The organism is Alteromonas sp. KC3 (genome assembly GCF_016756315.1).
GTDB lineage: Bacteria > Pseudomonadota > Gammaproteobacteria > Enterobacterales > Alteromonadaceae > Alteromonas.
The window spans coordinates 3,131,930-3,150,929 of the sequence record NZ_AP024235.1 but is presented as its reverse complement, the minus strand read 5'-3'; the positions used below and the strand labels follow the sequence as shown (position 1 = coordinate 3,150,929).

The 19,000-nt window shown below is 42.4% G+C and carries 16 protein-coding genes; 9 read left to right on the top strand and 7 right to left on the bottom strand.

The window, feature by feature from the left end; all coding sequences use genetic code 11:
• The first annotated feature begins 80 nt into the window (after window positions 1-80).
• The 3 genes from JN178_RS14060 (at window position 81) to JN178_RS14050 (ending at window position 4,890) form a co-directional block, all read left to right on the top strand.
• Window positions 81-1,160, top strand: coding sequence for a glycosyltransferase (locus JN178_RS14060; RefSeq protein ID WP_232369572.1), 1,080 nt, complete (start codon window positions 81-83; stop codon window positions 1,158-1,160).
• 10 nt (window positions 1,161-1,170) lie between these two features.
• Window positions 1,171-3,885 (top strand): tetratricopeptide repeat protein, encoded by a 2,715-nt coding sequence (locus JN178_RS14055; RefSeq protein ID WP_202262083.1) that lies wholly within the window; start codon window positions 1,171-1,173, stop codon window positions 3,883-3,885.
• Between the two features lie 132 nt (window positions 3,886-4,017).
• On the top strand, window positions 4,018-4,890 hold the full coding sequence (locus JN178_RS14050; protein ID WP_202262082.1) for a hypothetical protein: 873 nt from the start codon (window positions 4,018-4,020) through the stop codon (window positions 4,888-4,890).
• A gap of 167 nt (window positions 4,891-5,057) precedes the next feature.
• On the opposite strand, the gene JN178_RS14045 is transcribed toward JN178_RS14050, so the two are convergent.
• On the bottom strand, window positions 5,058-5,885 hold the full coding sequence (locus JN178_RS14045; RefSeq protein WP_202262081.1) for a PEP-CTERM/exosortase system-associated acyltransferase: 828 nt from the start codon (window positions 5,883-5,885) through the stop codon (window positions 5,058-5,060).
• 116 nt (window positions 5,886-6,001) lie between these two features.
• Window positions 6,002-6,751, bottom strand: a complete 750-nt coding sequence (locus JN178_RS14040; protein WP_202262080.1) for a YdcF family protein — start codon at window positions 6,749-6,751, stop codon at window positions 6,002-6,004.
• 28 nt (window positions 6,752-6,779) lie between these two features.
• Here JN178_RS14040 and JN178_RS14035 point away from each other — a divergent pair, with 28 nt between their 5' ends.
• A complete protein-coding gene (locus JN178_RS14035) occupies window positions 6,780-7,556 on the top strand; it encodes a S1 family peptidase (RefSeq protein ID WP_202262079.1) in 777 nt (258 codons plus the stop codon).
• A 36-nt stretch (window positions 7,557-7,592) separates the two neighbouring features.
• On the opposite strand, the gene JN178_RS14030 is transcribed toward JN178_RS14035, so the two are convergent.
• Window positions 7,593-9,251: an FAD-binding oxidoreductase gene (locus tag JN178_RS14030; protein WP_202262078.1), complete on the bottom strand. Its 1,659-nt coding sequence runs from the start codon at window positions 9,249-9,251 to the stop codon at window positions 7,593-7,595.
• 292 nt (window positions 9,252-9,543) lie between these two features.
• On the opposite strand from JN178_RS14030, the gene JN178_RS14025 reads away from it, so the two are divergent.
• Genes JN178_RS14025 through JN178_RS14005 form a run of 5 tightly spaced genes read left to right on the top strand, consistent with a single transcriptional unit; the run spans window position 9,544 to window position 13,445 of the window.
• Entirely contained in the window at window positions 9,544-10,215 is a 672-nt protein-coding gene (locus tag JN178_RS14025; protein WP_202262077.1) for a hypothetical protein, read from the top strand.
• On the top strand, window positions 10,208-10,438 hold the full coding sequence (locus tag JN178_RS14020; protein WP_202262076.1) for a hypothetical protein: 231 nt from the start codon (window positions 10,208-10,210) through the stop codon (window positions 10,436-10,438). Before JN178_RS14025 ends, JN178_RS14020 begins: the two co-directional genes overlap by 8 nt.
• Window positions 10,429-11,298 carry an HprK-related kinase A gene (locus JN178_RS14015; protein ID WP_202262075.1) on the top strand — a complete coding sequence of 290 codons (870 nt, stop codon included), beginning with the start codon at window positions 10,429-10,431 and terminating at the stop codon, window positions 11,296-11,298. Before JN178_RS14020 ends, JN178_RS14015 begins: the two co-directional genes overlap by 10 nt.
• The gene (locus JN178_RS14010; RefSeq protein WP_202262074.1) at window positions 11,282-12,400 is read left to right on the top strand and encodes a nucleotidyltransferase domain-containing protein; all 1,119 of its coding nucleotides are present in this window, start codon (window positions 11,282-11,284) and stop codon (window positions 12,398-12,400) included. Before JN178_RS14015 ends, JN178_RS14010 begins: the two co-directional genes overlap by 17 nt.
• A 28-nt stretch (window positions 12,401-12,428) precedes the next feature.
• A complete protein-coding gene (locus JN178_RS14005; protein ID WP_202262073.1) occupies window positions 12,429-13,445 on the top strand; it encodes an NAD-dependent epimerase in 1,017 nt (338 codons plus the stop codon).
• 98 nt (window positions 13,446-13,543) lie between these two features.
• On the opposite strand, the gene JN178_RS14000 is transcribed toward JN178_RS14005, so the two are convergent.
• The 4 genes from JN178_RS14000 to JN178_RS13985 all read right to left on the bottom strand — a co-directional run bounded on the left by JN178_RS14000 (window position 13,544) and on the right by JN178_RS13985 (window position 18,961).
• A complete protein-coding gene (locus tag JN178_RS14000) occupies window positions 13,544-14,419 on the bottom strand; it encodes a patatin-like phospholipase family protein (protein WP_202262072.1) in 876 nt (291 codons plus the stop codon).
• A gap of 135 nt (window positions 14,420-14,554) precedes the next feature.
• The gene (locus tag JN178_RS13995; RefSeq protein WP_202262071.1) at window positions 14,555-15,505 is read right to left on the bottom strand and encodes a hypothetical protein; all 951 of its coding nucleotides are present in this window, start codon (window positions 15,503-15,505) and stop codon (window positions 14,555-14,557) included.
• Window positions 15,506-15,731: 226 nt separating this feature from the next.
• Window positions 15,732-17,912 carry a malate synthase G gene (locus JN178_RS13990; protein ID WP_202262070.1) on the bottom strand — a complete coding sequence of 727 codons (2,181 nt, stop codon included), beginning with the start codon at window positions 17,910-17,912 and terminating at the stop codon, window positions 15,732-15,734.
• Window positions 17,913-18,016: 104 nt separating this feature from the next.
• Window positions 18,017-18,961, bottom strand: a complete 945-nt coding sequence (locus JN178_RS13985; protein WP_159627081.1) for a LysR family transcriptional regulator — start codon at window positions 18,959-18,961, stop codon at window positions 18,017-18,019.
• Window positions 18,962-19,000 lie beyond the last annotated feature (39 nt).

Here is a 19,000-nt window from a genome sequence, read left to right as displayed (position 1 = left end):
ATGTTTTTCTTCTGTTAAATCGAATATAGTATTCCAGCATCATATTAACCTCAGTATGGAAAATGAGAATCGGTGAGTCAATGAAAAAGAAGGTAGTGCATCTTGTTTACAGTATGGGGTGCGGAGGGTTAGAGAAAGTAATTGTAAATCTCATCAATGGCTCGTACGAAGATGTTGAACACATCATTATCTCGCTAATTCCTGAGTTCGAAATGACGGCAGGTATCATTCCCGACGTCGAAATATTCTGTTTGGACAAAAAACCAGGCAAAGATATAGGCTGTCATTATCGCTTATATAAGTTGTTGAAGAAGATCTCCCCTGATGCAATAAATACCTACAACTTCGGAACTATTGAGTATCACGTTACCGCATTTCTTGCTGGAGTAAAGACGCGCGTTCACAGTGATCACGGACATGGCGGCGATGCCCAAGACGGTTTAAACAAAAAGAATAACTTTATTCGTAAAGTGTCATCATTCTTCATCAATGACTACGTTGTAGTTTCTCAAGACCTAATGGATTGGGTAACAAAGGTGGTTGGTGTAAAACCAAATCGTTTACACCTTATCCAAAATGGCGTTGAAGTACCTGACTCGCTTTCAAATATAAAAACAACGGCTCCCACATCACCTATTATTTGTACTGTAGGTAGGCTTGACCCTGTTAAAAATCAAACTCTGCTCCTCAATGCGTTTAAAATTGTTCACGATAAATGTGCTAATGCAAGATTGAAGATAGTAGGGGATGGTCCTGAACGTGAAAATCTTGAGCGCGAGGCTGCGCAGCTAGAGGTTGCACAATTTGTAGACTTTATGGGGTATCGTGAGGATGTGCGAGAGCAGCTTACAACGAGCGACGTTTTTGTACTGTCCTCACATTATGAGGCCATGCCCATGACTATTTTAGAGGCGATGGCGGTAGGCTGCCCTGTTGTAACAACGGATGTCGGGGGAATAAGGCATTTTGTTGACGACACTTACGTTGCATATTCATCGCCCGGCAAGGCAGAGGAGTTAGCAGATCATTTGTTACGCTCCTTACAATACTTGCCTGAACAACAAGAAAAAATAAAAAAGTCATTCGAACTTGTTAAGAGCAGTTACTCGCTACAAGCCATGTCTGCTCGCTATACATCAATTTACTACAATAAGAATTAGGAATTTAAACATGTCACCTTTCAGACTTAGCGTTCTCTCAGCTGTTGTTGCTGGTACTTTATCTATCAGCGGATGTTCAAGTGAAACTTCTGAAGAACAGTTGAAACAAGCTCAACAGGCTATCGAGCAAGGGGAATATAAAAAAGCAGAACTCATTGCCAAGAATGTACTTCTGGATAGCGGTACATCCAGTGCTGCAAGCCTGCAACTTGGTACCGCTTATTATTTCCAAGGTGAGTTTGAAAGTGCGCTTAAAGAGTTTGAAAAGCTAAAAAATGCAGATGATATTGACGCTACCACAGTTAGGTACTGGCTTCAGTCTTTGCTGTTTACTGACAGCCTTCAACAGATAAATAATGTACTGTCTTCACATGAGAGCAAGTTACCGAAAGACCTTGCGTACTATTATGCTAGCAAAGCAGGGCGCGATGCTGATATGCCCGAATCCACTCCCGATTCAAAAGGTTTTTTCAAAGTCGCTGAATGTATATCTGCGGCAAAGCGCGGTGCCACTACAACTGTTGATTGTATAGAAAGTGCAAAGGACGGTGACGACAACGAATATTTCTATGAACTAGCGACATACTCTATGTATGAAGGTAGACACGAGGTCTTTCTCGATGCTGTTGCTAAGCTAGCGAGCGCGTTTGGGCAGTCTGCAATGTTTCAAATATTAAACGCGGACGCTTTAGTAAGAAACAAGCAATTTGAAAAAGCAGAATCTAAAATCACGCCACTATTAAAAAAATATCCAGACCAAGGTTTCCTAAACTACCTCAAGTCGGTTGTTAGTTTTGAAAAACAAGATTTTGAAAATAGTAAATCGTTTGCCGAGAAAGCAATACAAAACGGTGTTGATAATGCTAGAACGCGTTTGATAGCTGCAATTAGCGCTTACAACCTTGAAGCGTTTGAGCAGGCACACAATCACTTCGAATCGATTGCTGGAGTGTTAAGCAAAGATTCTCCAGAGTATCGTATTTATTCATCGACGCTGCTAGCCCTTGGGTATAAGGAAAAAGCGATTTCAGCGTTAGAAGAAATGAATAACGTTTCGCTCAGTGACTTGCCGCTCTACACATCTGCAGCAAAGGCGTTATCTAGCACTAATAAATCAGATGAGGCACTTTCAGTGCTAAAACGCTTTGACAACTTAGTTGAGGGTGAAACTGACACTTTTGTTGAGCTCAATATTAATAAACTTGCTCTAGATGATTTGAATGCACTAGCTAACTTAGAATCTCTCGATGAGGCGCAATCTTCTGATTCAGTAAAAACTGCATTGGCCTCTTTTTACCTGTCTCGCAATGAATTTGATAAAGCTGGGAAGATTGCAGATGACTTTGCACAGTCTGAAGAAACCCTTTATACCGCCAAAGTGATCGAAGCATTTATTGCGTTAAAGCAAGAAGCTCCAGATGTATCTGAAAAATTCAATTTGTTGTTTGAGCTTGACGAAAATTCGCTTCCAGCCTTGTTCTATTTTATTAATGAGAATATTGAGGCGGAACAGTATGAACAAGCACTTGCGTTTTCTGAGCGTCTGCAAAATCAAATACCAGGCTCAGTAATTGCGGTGACCACACATATAAAAGTGCTGTCTTCTATGGAAAGAGACGAAGAATTACTTACGTTTTTAAAACGCACTTATGAGCAAGAAGAGCAAAATGTAAACATAGCTTCATTATATGCATCAGAACTTTTCAATCAGGGGCAAGCGTCTGAAGCAAAACGTGTTCTGTCTGACTTTTCGGTCGATAGTGCTGCAAAACCTATATTTTGGCTAACGTTGATCAAGGCTGAGTCTGTACTAGGTAATGATGAAGCTGCAAAAAAACTCGCAAAAAAATGGGTGACAATTGTTCCTGATTACAAGCCAGCTGTGTTACTGGCTTCAAATTTGTTCGAGGCAGATGGCGATTACGCCGAGTCAGTACGTATTCTAAGAAAAGCACAGTTGGCATTTCCAAATGATAACGATATCAAACTGCTACTAGCGTCGACCTTATTAAGCACCAATGACATTCGCGGTGCTAGAAAAATCATAAATAGCACGCCTTCATTAGCACAAGCTGGGTTGCCATATAACCTCATTGCTGGACGCCTCGCGCTAGCTGATGAGAATTTTGATGAAGCTCAAGAGAAATTAGAATCGTATTATAACGAATACAAGACATATGACTCGCTCATGTTGTTGCTTCAGGCGTATCGCGGTCAAAAAGCGATAGAGAAGGCAACTCAAGCTTGTGAAGATTACATAAATACAAATGGTGTTGATCCACGTGTTTCTCTATATGTTGCAGAGCTTTATATAAAAACAGATCATGACAAAGCAATCATGCATTATGAAAGACTGTTAAGAAATGGCGCTGAAAGTGCGATGGTGCTTAATAATCTAGCGTGGTTGCATCATGTTAATTCAAGAAATGATAAGGCACTAGAATACGCTGAGCGAGCAGTAAAAATAGAAGGGGATAACCCTGATTACCTCGATACCCTAGGTATGATTTACCTAAGGTTAGATAGCGTGGTTGAGGCTGAAGCTATCTTGAATAAGGCACACAACTTGGCTACAACCAACCTTTCTATATTGTTGCATTATGCCGAAGCGTTGGTTTCAGCTGGTAAAATGGGCCGTGCTGAGAATATGTTGTCTCCACTTACTGGACGTTCAGCTGAGTTGGATAAGGAAATTAATCGCATTCTAAATAGCAAGCCTGTTTAAACTGTCTGGTTTTTTTACATTGATAAAATGGGTTTTTGGAAAATTGTTTAAAATCAATGACATAAAAGTTGGCACGCTGGTTGCTTTACTAATATCGATAGAATGAAACCATTTTCTTTTAATGAGGACGTTATGAAAAAATTATTATTAGCAACCGCAATGTTAGCAGCAAGCTCTGCAGCGAACGCTGGTGTAGTAAGTGCAGCTGGTGGTGTGTCTTGGGAAGTAGATGGTGGACTTCCAAACTTTAGCGCTACTATCGATTTCACACAGTGGTGGACAGTTACTAACACTACTGGTGTTGCTGACCTAAATACTGCTGTTTCAGCTGAAACAATTTCTCCAACTCTTTCAAGCATTTCTAATGCTTACGCAGGTGGTGATGCACCAGAGCTAGTTGGTGCTGGTAAATTCAACCTAGGTAATGGTCTAGGTGAGCCAAACTGTAATGGTTGTGAGCTTACATTCAGCTTTGGTGGTCTATTCTTTGACCCTCAAAATGCGAATGCGCCAATCGACTCTACTAACGGCTGGTTGAACATTTATGTTGATTACGCTCAAACAGGCGGTGCATTCGACGAAGCGCAAATGGATAACTTTGCTGACGCGACTGACCACGCTGCGCGCGCAGTTGACGGCGACCTATGGTTAAGCCTAAACCTACGTGACTTCCAATACTATGCTGACCCAGCATATGCAACCATTGGTGAGCCACTAATCTCTGGTACAACATTGTTCTACGGTGAAGTAATTGGCGGTATCGCTGAGTCTAACTTCATCTCTGACTTCTTCGCTGGTGCGTATGAAGCTGATGCATTTGGTCTAGCGTCTACTTTCGACGATAACAGCCGTGCTCCTGCTTCACCTGCTGACCTAAACATTTCTGAGTACAGCGTACGTGGTTCTGGTAACGTTGAAGCTGCTACAGTATCTGCTCCTTCTACTATCGCTATGTTTGGTCTAGCGCTAGTTGGTCTAGGTGCGATGACTCGTCGTAAAGCATAATTAACGACTTGTCACGCGAAAGCGTAGCACACTAAATATTAAAGCCCAGCAGTAGCTGGGCTTTTTTGTGTCTGTTGATTACTGGAATTAATTTTCAAGAATTAAGAGCAATAAAAAACACGGCATTGCCGTGTTTTTTAATAGGTATTATTTGGATAAGTTAAGAGTCAATGTTTTTGATTTAACCCTTTCCGTATATCAGCAAGCATTTTGGCAAAGCTAGGTGAAAGACTAGTTTCTAAAAGTTTTTGATTTATGTAATAAGGGGCGCGCTTTCCGTGATAGTCAATCACAGGGCCAATCTGCTGAAACTTAATACCCACAAAGCCCATGCTTCTCGCTAATCTAGGCTCCATCATTACATAGGCATGTTTAATATTATTCTCTATCGTTAAGCCAGCGGCTGCAAAATACAATCCGACAGCAATAAACGGAAAGCAGCGCAACTCAGTTTCTGAATAGGTTTGTTGGTTAATGATACCAACCGCTGCACCGTCATGGTTATCCATTTGACGGCGTCTAAACTGCTTGGGTACTGCCAACCTTGATACCTCACACACATCTTCTCTGGCGAAATTCGCTGGATTCAGTTTGTCGTCGGTAATTGAATTTAAGCAGTACTTTTCTATAGGCAACTGTTGATGGGGTTCAGTAGGTCGAACTATTCTCACTGTGCCCGCATAGTTTTTTGAGCTTACGTGCTGAATTAAGCAGTGTAGTGAGAAGGCGTCAAACTCATCGAGTTCTAATCCATCATCTTTTATTGGCTCAAACCCAAGCTCTTCACAGTAAACGTTATGTCTAATCTTGAATACTTCTTTACGAAGCTCTTCTTCAAGCGCAACACAGGGCGTGAGGTAGGTCGAGAAATGCGTTGAGATATAGCTAGCTTCTTTAAGCTTGCTGTAACCAGACAACAACTTGCCCAACTTGTTATTTTTACCCACAAGTTGAGTGACTCTATCGAGTACGCTTTTCTGTTTCTGGTTACTCATACACAATCATTTTTATTTTTAACGTTTTCTAAGCTTAGCAGATTATCTTTACAATGCGGAACCAATAATTCGTTATAAGTCACACTTTATTCTATTCACTACTTTCGTATAACTCACTAATTTAGCAGTTTATATTTAACTCTCGCCAAAAGTTCGTATAACCCCCTCCTCGCATTTTGAAGTGACTCTTCTGAAGGCCATGTGATGAAAAATGTTGTGTCGCCATTGTGATGGTAATCAACCGGAAAGTACGTTACTGAATTTGCAGTCGATCCAAGTTCCAGTTTAATTCGAGCGATATGACTAGCTGACGAAACAACCCAGATGTTCTTATCAGTAATGTATGGTTTTACTGAAACAATTTCCTCATGAGTGTTTGTTCCTTGACGTGTAAGAATAAGTTCAGATGCATTTATGTTTAACGATTGAAAAAAATCTGCGGCTTTGTCGCTGAAGTTGACTTTCTCGTCGTCTAAGAAATAGCCGCCGCTGATTATTATTGGCGCCTTTGTTAAGAAGTGAAGTCTCGCTGCTTCTACATTCCTTTGCAATGAGCACTCTTGCCACCGGCTTATTTCTGGTAGAGCGCCTTCGGTATTGTAATAGCAAGCAAGAACAAAAATGTAGTCAGGACTATCAAGAGAGGTATCGTCGTGAGTGGGCAATTGATACTCCACTTTGCTTAGCAGTAACTTACTAGCGTAGGGTTGCGACCAAAGTAACAACCACGCTACTGCAAATATACTCACACAGTAACAGCCCCGTTCACGCTTCATTATTTTTAATAGCAGCGCTAAGAGCATTAGTAAGAATGAAAACTTTAGTGGTGATACCAACTCAACCACTATAAGCTTAAGTAATTCCATGTTTAATTTAACTTTAAAAGGAGTATGTATGGCAAAGACTACGATATTTACTCGTCGCCTGCTAACTTCATTTGTATTCAGTTTTATGCTTTTTAGCGCTAAAGCGTTTGCGGTGTTTCCTGAGGTAGTGAAAGAAGTCACGCCGTCTGTAGTAGCCATTGGGCTTTATACACCGCTTGAAGCGAACGGCAATCAGGTTTTAGGGACGGGATTTGTAGTTGCTGATGGCAAACATGTTATTACGAATTATCACGTTGTATCAAAGATCCTCGACCCAACAATTGTGCAGTATTTTGTCGTTATTTCGGGGGAGGGCAGAGACGTTAAAACCTATAAAGCTGAGGTGTTGGGTATCGACCCTGTGCACGACCTCGCCGTATTAAAGTTCGAAGGTAAATTGAAACCAGTCAATCTAGCAGAGGGCGCTTTGCTGCCCCCGGGGACTGATGTTGCATTCACTGGGTTCCCAATAGGTGCTGCGATAGGGCTATATCCTGCTACCCACAAAGGAATGATCTCGGCTATCACACCAGACGCAATACCTGCGCAAAATGCAGATCAGTTAACAGTTAGTATGCTCAAGCGCTTAAAGCAACCTGAATTAGTGTATCAGCTCGATGCCACTGCGTATCCAGGGAACTCTGGAAGCCCAGTTTATGATGTCAAAACAGGACACGCGGTTGGCGTGATTAACAAGGTATTTGTCAGTCAAGGTAAAGAGTCGGCATTGTCAGCGCCAAGCGGTATTAGCTACGCAATCCCAATTACTCATGCATTGTCATTACTGAAGCAGCACGGCTTATAGACTTGTTCCTATGTGTGGCCATTCATAAAATGTAAATTACTGCGGTTTATAAGGGTTATACCTATCTGGGCTTATTATGCCGTTGGGATCGAGTGCGGCGGCTATTTTTCCCGCTGCCTTCCAGTAGGTACTCGTAGCATTCAGGCTCTTTTGCTGCTCTATGTTTAATCGATAGGGAATAAACCCACGCTTCAAACCTTCACAGACCAGTTCGTTTAAACACGCTTGCGCGTCTTTAATCGCTTGAGGGTTTTCGCGATCAAATACAATGGGTATTGTGCTATCCGTTGATATACCACTTAAATTAGTAAAGGTAATCATTGGTTCGATATTGTATTTGGGCGTTATGCGCCTAATCATTTCGATGAACTTAGACATATCTGGAGCTTTGGCAGGGACTAATGGCGCGTACCATAATAAGCCGCAGCTATCTTTTGCTGGGTGTAATAGCTTAGATTGAACGCCAGGTTTTACTCGTGGATTACGCCAATACGCTAGAGGTAGAGCGACTTCACTAGGCTTGCCGCGCATTACTTCCATTCCCTTTTCAAGCTTTTCTAGTTGTATTCTTGCGTTATCTAGTGCACTTAATGGCAGCAACTTGGTTACCAGTTGCCCTATTTTTACTAGCAAGCTACTTGAAAATAATATTTGGTTTGCCTTTCCTTTTGCAATTTTACGAATGTCGCGCTTGGCAGCTTTCGCTACATTATTTGTGCCATAAATAGTACCCACTACGGTCCATTCTGGCACGTCGTATTGCTTTGCAATTGCTTCAACTTGGTGCTCAGTCATAACCGAGTGGCTTTGGGCTCCTTGAGGGTTCTCCGCGACCATCGAACATATTCTGCGTTTATCCATTAAATTGATTGAGCCAACAACGCCTTCCAAGTTGTTGAATATTTCTTTCACTACGCTATAAGCTGTTTCAAAGCTGTCCTTCTCATAAAAGCGCATGTAAAACGAATCGAAAGCGGGTTTTATCCTAGCAAGTGCTATTGTCATTTCAGTAACAATCATATTGCCTGACTGCGTGAAAATACCATCTAGGTAAGGCCCGTGTTTCCACTTGAAGGTTTTATCGACATAGCAGTTGGTTTCATCACCACCCGCTTCATCACTCATCACCTTTAACGACGATTCGTAAAAGCTGCCGTCTGCCAGGTAGCCTTTCAAATTCGTAACGGCGGTAAAATGATCTGCAGTTGGCGTTATTCCATAGCCACGTTCAAGGGCATTACTTACTATACCTGCGCTGGGCCCTGCGCCCGTAACGGGCACCATAAATGGTGCGTTTTGTTCAGTTAAAAAATCAAATAGTTGTTGCTGAGTAACACCTGGTTCAAGTGTGACAATGCCGTTTTCACTATCGAAATAGGTAATATCGTTTAGCTTTGAGAGGTCGAGTAATACCACTGTAGCGCTTTGATTACTCGGTAACCCAGACCCATACCCCCAATTCTTGCCGGTGCCTACAGGGTATATGCTAAACGCAGGTACATCATATACGTCGGGGGAGTTTGCGATATGAAGAATTTTTTGTATTGCCTGTTTATCGGATGGCGTAGCGATAATGGATATAGTTGATTCGAATCCTTCTGTGTTGAGCAACTTATTATCTCTAGCGCTTTCAGAGGCAGTAATTTCACAAATATCAGCCAATTCGCGAGAGAGAATGTCGATCAAAGGATTCATATATATACCTTAAATACTGGTTTGTTATGGCAGAGTATAGTTAGAAGCGCAGATTAACAATACGAAATCAATGTTAAAGCGTATCTACCCGTCAAATACTTCTGCATCGAGGTTGTCGAAATTTTCATATAGCTTATAATCTGGGAGTAGCAGTATATTTTACTGTTGGTATTTTTTACAGTTTTCAACTGGCGCGAATTAAACTTCAATCAAATCAATGTTTTATTTCTTGGCTTGATTTTTGCAAAGTATGCAATCGTAGTTGAGTTAAGTCTTTGAGGATGTGGTTAGAATGGACAATATGAATAAAAACGATGAAGCGAAAAGAAGCTCTCGTCGTAAGTTTTTAAAGAGAACATCTGCTGGCGCAATCCTAGCGTCACTTCCTGCTGCATCAGTGTGGGGGCAGGACTCTCTAATTGCTGGTTCCATCGCCGCATCAGGTCACGGTTCTGATTATGCTGGAACAACTCCGATTGCTCTACTTTCACCTGGAAAGTGGAAGAACTGGACGAGTCATTGGGGCGCAGTTTCAATCAATGCAAAGTACTCTCAATACACGGGTAACAAACCATTTGGTTATGGTAATGCCGGTATCATGAAGCATAAAAATGGCGATATTCTTACGAATTCTGAAATGCTAGATGTCACGCTTTATGAAGTAATAAAAAATGTTGGTGGTGGCGACGGCAATATTAAAGGCAAGCGTTCTGGGCCTAGTAATATCAATTGTTACATTGCAGAGATGATCCTTAATGCTGCAAACCACGGCCAGACTATTGGTGGTGAAACTATTCATTTTCCAATTCTAAAGACATTTAATTCTAGTCTCGGCGGGTCGAGCAATCCGGGTCTGTTCGCTGATGAGTACGAGTTTGCAAGATATTTGCACAATAACGCTAGTGGCAATGAGAAAGCTGTAGCAGAAGAGTTAGCTACATTCTTAGTGGACCATCATGTGTAATGGTCTGCATTTGTACTTTGAAAAAGGCGTGATTTATCACGCCTTTTCTGATCATAGTGGAATGACGATTTATTCTACATTTAGTAATGAAGTTTTCGTTGCAACAGTGGGTCCTCAAAGTTTAATAAACGCATTTGAGGCGAATGAAAATGTGGACGAGAATGCTGAGCAAGTCAGAAAGGCGCTCGTCAAAAAAGGATTTATTAAAGCAGAATGGCATTAAGTAGTTTTTTGCTGGATACCCATCCATTTTCCTTTGCAATAAAAACAGACATACCGCAAGTAGCCGACAGCATTGAAATGCTTTATGGCGACGTTTTGCGAGATGATTCAACGCTGACGCTGCCCACCTATGATGTAGAAATTAAACATGCCAGCCTGCTTCGGCGCTTGCTAAAACCACAAACACAATTTTTCTGTGACCAGCGAGAACCGTTTTTACCCATGCCATCTGATAAATCGCTCGCCATGTTCGAGTGGGGACTCAATTGGATAGTAAGTGCTCACGAGTTTAGGCATGTAATTTTACACTCTGCGGTGCTGGCAAAAAATAACAAAGCGATATTGTTTCCTGCACCACCTGGTTCTGGCAAAAGTACACTTACAAGTTGGCTCAGTCACAATGGCTGGCGTCTGCTTTCCGATGAAATGGCTCTAATGACACCTAATACTACTGAGGTAACGCCATTTGTACGGCCCATTTGCCTAAAAAATAATGCGATTAATTTAGCCAAGTCATGGTTTCCTTCGGGGCGCTTTTCTCATATATCACCTAATACACACAAAGGCGATGTCGTTCATTTATCTCCACCAACAGCTTCTTGGGACGCGCGTCGGGAAAAGGCTGAAGTAGTTGCAATTGTCTATCCTCAGTACTCAGCTGATACGTATTGTGATATTTATGAATTAAGTAAAGCAGAGGCTTTTTCAACGCTTACTACTAATGCCTTCAATTATGGTGTTTTAGGCGGTTTGGGCTTTTCTACGCTAACTAACTTAGTAGAGAAAAGTAAGACCTTTGAAGTTAGGTATAATAATTTGGAAGAGCTCCAGAGTTTCTTGGAAAATGATGTCCTCTCATAAACAGACGATCACAGAACAAGCATTTATTGATGCGGTATTAAACCCAGCTTCTTGCCTTGATAAAAGCGACGCTTGGTGGTCTAGCTTCATTAAAATTTTGCGATTTGAGCGCTTGTTAGCACTGTTCGCATTTAAAAGTGAAGAGCATGGTTTATTAGACACGTTTCCCAGTGTCGTAAGAGGACATTTAGAGAATGCGCGAATAATGGCAAATCGCCAAGCCGACCATTTGAAGTATGAGGTTTCACTATTGTCGAGCTCAATTCAAGCGGTTACACCACAATGCCTTTATCTAAAGGGCGCTGCTTATTGCTTAGCAGATTTGTCAGTGGCAAAGGGACGATTGTTTTCAGATATTGACGTTCTGGTACCTAAAAACTGCTTGGAGAAAGTGGAAAAGAGCCTTTTATTCAAAGGTTGGATGAGTAAACCTATTAATGACCATGACGAGCGCTATTATCGAGAGTGGGCACATGAGATCCCTCCATTGGTGCAATCTAGGCGAGGGACGGTGGTGGATATCCATCATAATTTGGTACCGCCCATTTCAGGGAAAGCGCCCGACATTAATGCGTTTCTTGCACAAACAATGGAAGTCAATGGCGTTACAGTACTAAAGCCGCATGCAATGCTTGTGCACTCGTGTATCCATTTAATATTTAACGAGACGTTCAAACAGGCGCATCGCGATCTTTATGACATAGCGTCTCTAATTGCAGACTTTGGAGACGATGACTTTTGGGACGAAGCTATTGGTTTAGCGAAAGAAACCGGTTTTTACCGCGAGTTATTTTTGGCTTGCCGTTACAGTAGCAAGAAGCTAGGTTTTCCACTGCCCAGCAAGCTGACGCAAGATATACCTTACACAGCTCATAAGCTTTTCGTGTTGGACAGCTTTATGGACAAAGCTTTATCGCCTCATCATCCATTGTGTGACGTAAAAGGCAGGAATATTGCTAGCTTTATGGCTTGGGTCAGGGGACACTGGTGCAAAATGCCATTGATGCTGCTGATTTATCATCTTTCTGTTAAGTCGATTAGAGCACTTATAGAGCAAATTTTTGGAAAGCACGTCTTCGAAACTGAAGGGACATCTAAATAGCTCACGCTAATATTTTTGGGAGAGAAAAGTGAAAATCTTAGTCACCGGCGCTGCCGGGTTTATTGGGGCAGCAGTATCACAATACCTTATTAATAGAGGTGACGAAGTAGTCGGTATTGATAACATAAACGACTATTACGATGTGAACTTAAAACACGCGCGCTTGGCCCAATTGAAGGCTTCAGATGCCTCTAGCTTGTTTTCATTTGTTGAAATGGGCGTTGAAGAGCGTGAAAAAATGTCTTCGCTGTTTGAAGCGCACAAATTTGATAGAGTTGTACACCTTGCCGCACAAGCTGGTGTTCGCTATTCACTTGAAAACCCAAGCGCTTACATAGATTCAAACATTGTGGGCTTCGGTAATATTTTAGAAGGTTGTCGTCACAATAACGTTGAACACCTGGTGTATGCCTCTTCAAGTTCGGTGTATGGCGCCAATGAGACTATGCCGTTTTCGGAACAGCACAATGTAGATCATCAGGTTAGTCTTTATGCAGCATCTAAGAAAGCTAACGAATTAATGGCGCATACTTATAGCCATCTTTACAACTTACCAACTACAGGATTGCGCTTTTTCACCGTGTATGGCCCATGGGGCCGCCCTGATATGGCGCTGTTTAAGTTCACGAAGGCTATTTTAGAAGGTAAGACTATAGACGTATACAATTACGGGAATCATCGCCGTGATTTTACTTATATAGACGATATTGTCGAAGGTGTAGTACGTTCTCTCGATAACGTAGCGAAACCAAATGACAACTGGGATGGTGCCAACCCTGACCCGAGTACAAGTAAGGCGCCATATAAAGTGTACAATATTGGCGCGCAAACGCCGGTACACTTGCTTAAATTCATTGAAACACTAGAAAATGCATTAGGCATTGAAGCGAAGAAGAATTTGTTGCCAATGCAGCCTGGGGATGTACCTGACACTTACGCAGATGTTTCATCACTGGTAAAAGATACGGGTTATAAGCCAAGTACTGATGTTGAGACAGGCGTTAATGCATTTGTCGATTGGTACCGCAACTTCTACGAGGTGTAGTCTAGAATAGGTACACTGCGCCAATGCTATTATTGCAGCAGTGTACCACCTGTCGTTTATCAAGCCACATTCTCTTTCTTATAAAACAGCGCTTTGCCTTATAGATGCGTTGACTCATAAGCCATAAGTCCTGCACATTTTTTGGGTAGAAACTCTTTCGTTGTCCTATACCCCATCTCATATAGCGTATTCTTTATTTCCGGAGACAGAGAGAAGTCTACTGCTGAAATATCGCCAGTATTTACAACAACGGTATTGTGCCAATACTTAGCATTTACATATTCTCTGGATATTGCTGTCATAAATGTACGAATAAGCATGCCAACATACTGAGGGAGTTGTAGAACGTTTTTCTTTATTGCTTTGCGCTTTTGTTCGGTGCTTTGAAGTCTAAAGCACACTGAAGGTGTGCCATCACCTCGCCAATCCTCAAATAACGCGTCTTCAGACAAAATGGCACCATCCACCAAAAGGTGCTCTTTAAACGGTTTAAATGAGAAAATAAGCGGTATAGACATGGAATACCGCACCGCTTCTGAAACTTTCATTTGTGGAGCGTTTTTTTTATTGAATAAAACCGGGCCGCCGCCGTTTACGTCAGTCGCAAGAATGTGGAGATCCAGAGACAAATCTTCGAAAGTCGCTCCCTCAAGCTGGGCATCAATCCATTTTTGAAACACATCACCCGAAGAAAGCCCCCCTTCGCGTAACAGTCGTATTAACGAAAAGTCAGTGAATTGTTTGAAGTCAGTAAGCAGCGCTAATTCTCGCATTTCACTTACCGAGTAACCTTTGGCATACAAAGAGGCAATAATAGAACCTCCAGACACTCCGACCAGAGTATCGAAACCTATGGTCATGTCCTGCAGCGCTGATATGATACCGATATGTGCACTTAAACGTGTGCCACCACCAGAAAAAATAGGAACTATACGAGACTGTACAGTGGGTGTTAAAGTAGGTAATGCGGACATTTATAATACTCTACAGAACTGCTGATAAATTAATAATAGCCGAGGACAGTTATATAACCACCCCGACCATCGTCTATACATCAAGCAGATACGGCCAACTATCTTCATCCTTTACCAACTAACGGCCACTTGGGTTTAATTAAATCGCAAGCGTCTCGATATCATTAGCATCGTGAGGCTAAGGGTCATAAGCATAAATATGGAAGGTGCTGAAACCGTGATTGCTTGTGCGGGGTCTCGAGCCCACACATTGATATGCGATACACCTTTTCCGCCAATGTCGTTCGTATTAAATGTACCGCCTAAGTTATAGGGCGTTTGAAGATTGAGTATTGCTGGATTGTTTTCCGCGGCAAAAATGTCTTTGAAGTCGATATTATAAATAATGGAAGTATGCGCTCCACCAGGCGTACCTGATTTTATTGATATGGCGAGCTGATCAAATAGGGCTGCGCGCCCAAGTAGTTGACTGACGGTATTCACTAATCCTGACAAATCAAGAATATCTAAATTCCATGTACCGGCATTACAATCGCCCGTTGTTCCACTTGTGCATGCAAAAGTAATGTCTAGCAGGGTATCAAGGCTTGGTGCAGTATCACTGGGTGAAGATTTTTGCCCTTTCAATACAGAGCCATCACCTAGCGGCGCAGGCCCTATGTCAGAGTATGTTTCTACAAAATTACTATTGAGATTTGCAAGGTGGATCCAGCCTGGATCATCTGCCACCCCATCGGGTTGACCTGTTGATGGGTCTATATCAAGTATTTGGAGATCGCTTGGGTCAATGAAGTGAAAGTAGTCAAACCCGGCTTCACCGTTTAATAGGCCATCGTTTAACTGTCCAATATTCGGATTTGGTGAGCTTACGCCGTGGGCATCATCATTTCCGTAATAAAAAGCACATTCCGTTGCACTATAGTCTTGGCTTAATAAGTTGGTATTACTGCCGACATTTGTCATGCTGGTTAACTGAACATTGTTAACGTTACAGCCCACTGAAGAACTTATTATGGTGGCATTAACAAGACCAGAAACGATAAGCAGTGTTACACAAATGGCTAAGCGTTTAATTATGCTTTTCATTAGCTAACTCCAATTCTGCAATTGCATCGGAACTACTATGTACTGTTGTATGGTGCATACTACGTACCAGTTTTGGAGTTGTCTTTATTTACAAATATTTAACATGGTGTGATATTTGTACGTTATATTTTTGTAAAATTATCTGACACAAAAAAGGCACCGAGTGGTGCCTTTTGCGAAAAGATATTCTCAAATTGAGAATATGAGCGTGCCAAATTGCAAACTATTAACTCGCCAATTTAGCCTTCATTTCTTTGCGGCGAGCGTGAAGCAATGGTTCGGTATAACCACTTGGTTGTTCTTTACCCTTGAATATCAGGTCGCTGGCAGCCAAGAATCCAATCGAATTCTCAAGATCAGGTGCCATAGGGATATATTCAGGGTCGCCACTGTTTTGTTCGTCAACCAACACAGCCATACGAGCCAACGACTCTTTAACTTGGTCGACGCTGACAATACCGTGCTCCAGCCAGTTTGCTATGTGCTGTGATGAAATTCGCAAGGTTGCTCTGTCTTCCATTAAACCAACATCGTTTATATCAGGTACCTTAGAGCAGCCAACACCTTGGTGCACCCAACGTACCACGTAGCCGAGAATACCTTGCACATTATTATCAATTTCACGCTTAATACTATCGCGTGTGAGTGTCGACGCGTCTTCTAATAATGGAATGGTTAATATGTCGCTTAAACCATCAAAATCTGCATCTAATGACTTTTGCACGTCAAATACATTTATATCGTGATAGTGAAGAGCATGCAGAGTTGCTGCCGTAGGAGAAGGCACCCATGCTGTGTTCGCTCCCGCCTTAGGGTGACCAATTTTAGCGTCCATCATATTTTGCATTTCATCGGGTATTGGCCACATGCCTTTGCCGATTTGTGCCTTACCTGATAAGCCACAGCGCAAACCAATAGCAACGTTCGCTGTTTCGTAAGCCTTTATCCAAGGCATTGTTTTTAGCGCTGCCTTTTCGGCAAATGGGCCAGCCAGCATTGAAGTGTGAATTTCATCACCCGTTCTGTCTAAGAAACCGGTGTTAATAAATACAACACGAGACGTTGCCTCGGCAATACACGCTTGTAAGTTAATGCTGGTGCGGCGTTCCTCATCCATGATACCCATTTTCAACGTATTGGCAGGCACATCGATAATCGTTTCTATTTTGCCGAAAAGCGCATTTGAGAATGCAACTTCCTCTGGACCATGCATTTTCGGTTTAACAATATAAATACTGCCTTCACGGCTATTTTTGAACGTGCTGTTACCGAGTAAGTCGTGCTTGGCAATAAGCGATGTTACAAGTCCGTCCATAATGCCTTCAGGGACTTCTTCGCCGTCAAACAACATGGCATCATTTGTCATAAGGTGGCCAACATTACGCACAAACATCAAGCTTCTTCCACTTAATGAAAGTTCGCCTTGATGTGCAACATGCTTAGATGGCGAATAAACGCGGTCTTCGTGCATAGCACGAACAAGCTGTTTCCCACCTTTGGTCATCTCGATACTAAGCGTACCCTTCATTAAGCCCAGCCAGTTACTGTAAACAAGGGTTTTGTCTTCGGCATCTACCGCTGCTACAGAGTCTTCGCAATCCATAATGGTAGTAAGTGCTGCTTCTACAAGTACGTCTTTTACGTTAGCGGGGTCACTTTCACCAATTGGATGAGTAGGGTCTATCTGAATTTCAAAGTGAAGACCGTTATGAGCAAACAGTAAAGCGCTAGGTGCAGCAATATCACCTTGATAGCCTTGCCACTGTTCGCTGTCGGCAAGCGTAGTAACATCACCATCGACAAGTGTTACCGAAAGCTTACCCGATTCAATGCTATAAGCACTCACATCGGCGTGGCTGCCTTTAGCAAGTGGGATCATAGCATCAAGATAGGCTTTGGCTTTTGCAACGACTTTTGCACCTCGTACAGGGTTATAGGTCTTTCCTGCCTCTGCGCCACCTTCGTCACTAATAACATCAGTACCATAAAGGGCGTCGTATAAGCTGCCCCAACGCGCATTTACCGCGTTAAGTGCATAGCGAGCGTTGTTGATGGGAACGACAAGTTGTGGGCCCGCCATTGTGGCTATTTCAGCGTCGACATTGGTTGTTTTTGCTGACACGTCTGATGGTTGTTCTACTAAGTAGCCGATTGATTTCAAAAATTCAGTGTATTCGCTGCCATTCACCGGGTTGCCGGCTTTATGGTAGTCGTCGATAGCGCGCTGTAATTGTTCTCGCTTTTCTAGCAGCGCTCGGTTTTGAGGAATAAATTCTGCGAAGAGGGCTTCTGCACCTTTCCAAAAGGCGTCTTGCTCTACGCCTGTTCCTGGGAGGGCCTGTTGATTAATGAAGTTGTCGAGTTGTTCGGCAACCTGTAGACGGCCTCGAGTAATATATCCTTGCATAACTACCTCTATACATTTAACTGTGCATTCAGTGTAGTGTGTATAGAGATAGTTTTTTAATTTATGGTTTGTATCTTTGTCATATATTTTGTGAATGATAGGGGTTAGCCAGCATTCATCTCACTAGCAACATCGCTAATTAGCCTACGTAGCCAGATATGACCTGCATCGTGGTGTAACAATGCACTCCACGCCATTTTTAGCGCAATAGGCGGTATATCAAAAGGCGGCTCTTTGATCACCACATCAGGATCGTGTTTGAACAAGCGCGCGGCTTTGCTTGGCAAGGTTGCAATAAGTTTCTGCTTTTTCGCAATTTGTAATGCAGCATGATAGTGACGAGTGAAAACGCGAATTGCGCGTTGTTTACCGATTTTTGTAAGCTCAGCATCTACCCAACCTAATTTTTGGACTTCGTTGGGGTCGATGCCCACGCCAACGCCAAAGCCTGTTTTACTTACCCAAATATGTTGTGCGCGCAAGTAGCCGTCTAAATCACATTTTGCTACTAGCGGGTGGTCAGCACTCATCACACAGCTAAAGGTATCGTACCAAATGACTTTTTGGTGAAATGACAGTGGTAATTCGTCGAAACGGTTTATGGCCATATCAACTTTGCCTTGCTCCACATCGTGAAATGTTACGTCACTGGGAGTAATTAAATCGAGGGTGATGTTGGGCGCTAAATCTGCAAGTCTTCCAACGAGTTCGAGTAACAATGTACTTTCAGCATAGTCACTGGTCATAATGCGGAAGGTTCTGTCACTCGTAAGTGGGTCGAAGTCGGTTTCTGGTTGAATCGAGCTTTCTAGGCGGCTTAATACGTCGCGAATAATGGGTTGAAGTTCTAACGCGCGTTTTGTCGGTGTCATGCCGTCACTGGTGCGTACCAGCAGTGGATCTTTAAATAAGTCGCGCAGGCGTTTTAGACCATTACTCATGGCCGGTTGTGTAATACTCAACTGGTTAGCGGCTTTTGTGACGCTCCCTTCTCGTAACAGTACATCTAAATAAACTAATAGATTAAGGTCGACCTTCGCTATATTCATTATTGTAATGCTCTTTTTGAACCTAATTAAACATATCTA

Coding starts and splice junctions, on each gene's coding strand:
- JN178_RS14020 (WP_202262076.1), top strand. CDS start 10,208: ATGTGTAATGGTCTGCATTTGTACTTTGAAAAAGGCGTGATTTATCAC.
- JN178_RS14055 (WP_202262083.1), top strand. CDS start 1,171: ATGTCACCTTTCAGACTTAGCGTTCTCTCAGCTGTTGTTGCTGGTACT.
- JN178_RS14010 (WP_202262074.1), top strand. CDS start 11,282: ATGATGTCCTCTCATAAACAGACGATCACAGAACAAGCATTTATTGAT.
- JN178_RS13990 (WP_202262070.1), bottom strand. CDS start 17,912: ATGCAAGGATATATTACTCGAGGCCGTCTACAGGTTGCCGAACAACTC.
- JN178_RS14050 (WP_202262082.1), top strand. CDS start 4,018: ATGAAAAAATTATTATTAGCAACCGCAATGTTAGCAGCAAGCTCTGCA.
- JN178_RS14040 (WP_202262080.1), bottom strand. CDS start 6,751: ATGGAATTACTTAAGCTTATAGTGGTTGAGTTGGTATCACCACTAAAG.
- JN178_RS13985 (WP_159627081.1), bottom strand. CDS start 18,961: ATGAATATAGCGAAGGTCGACCTTAATCTATTAGTTTATTTAGATGTA.
- JN178_RS14025 (WP_202262077.1), top strand. CDS start 9,544: ATGGACAATATGAATAAAAACGATGAAGCGAAAAGAAGCTCTCGTCGT.
- JN178_RS14000 (WP_202262072.1), bottom strand. CDS start 14,419: ATGTCCGCATTACCTACTTTAACACCCACTGTACAGTCTCGTATAGTT.
- JN178_RS14045 (WP_202262081.1), bottom strand. CDS start 5,885: ATGAGTAACCAGAAACAGAAAAGCGTACTCGATAGAGTCACTCAACTT.
- JN178_RS14015 (WP_202262075.1), top strand. CDS start 10,429: ATGGCATTAAGTAGTTTTTTGCTGGATACCCATCCATTTTCCTTTGCA.
- JN178_RS14035 (WP_202262079.1), top strand. CDS start 6,780: ATGGCAAAGACTACGATATTTACTCGTCGCCTGCTAACTTCATTTGTA.
- JN178_RS13995 (WP_202262071.1), bottom strand. CDS start 15,505: ATGAAAAGCATAATTAAACGCTTAGCCATTTGTGTAACACTGCTTATC.
- JN178_RS14060 (WP_232369572.1), top strand. CDS start 81: ATGAAAAAGAAGGTAGTGCATCTTGTTTACAGTATGGGGTGCGGAGGG.
- JN178_RS14030 (WP_202262078.1), bottom strand. CDS start 9,251: ATGAATCCTTTGATCGACATTCTCTCTCGCGAATTGGCTGATATTTGT.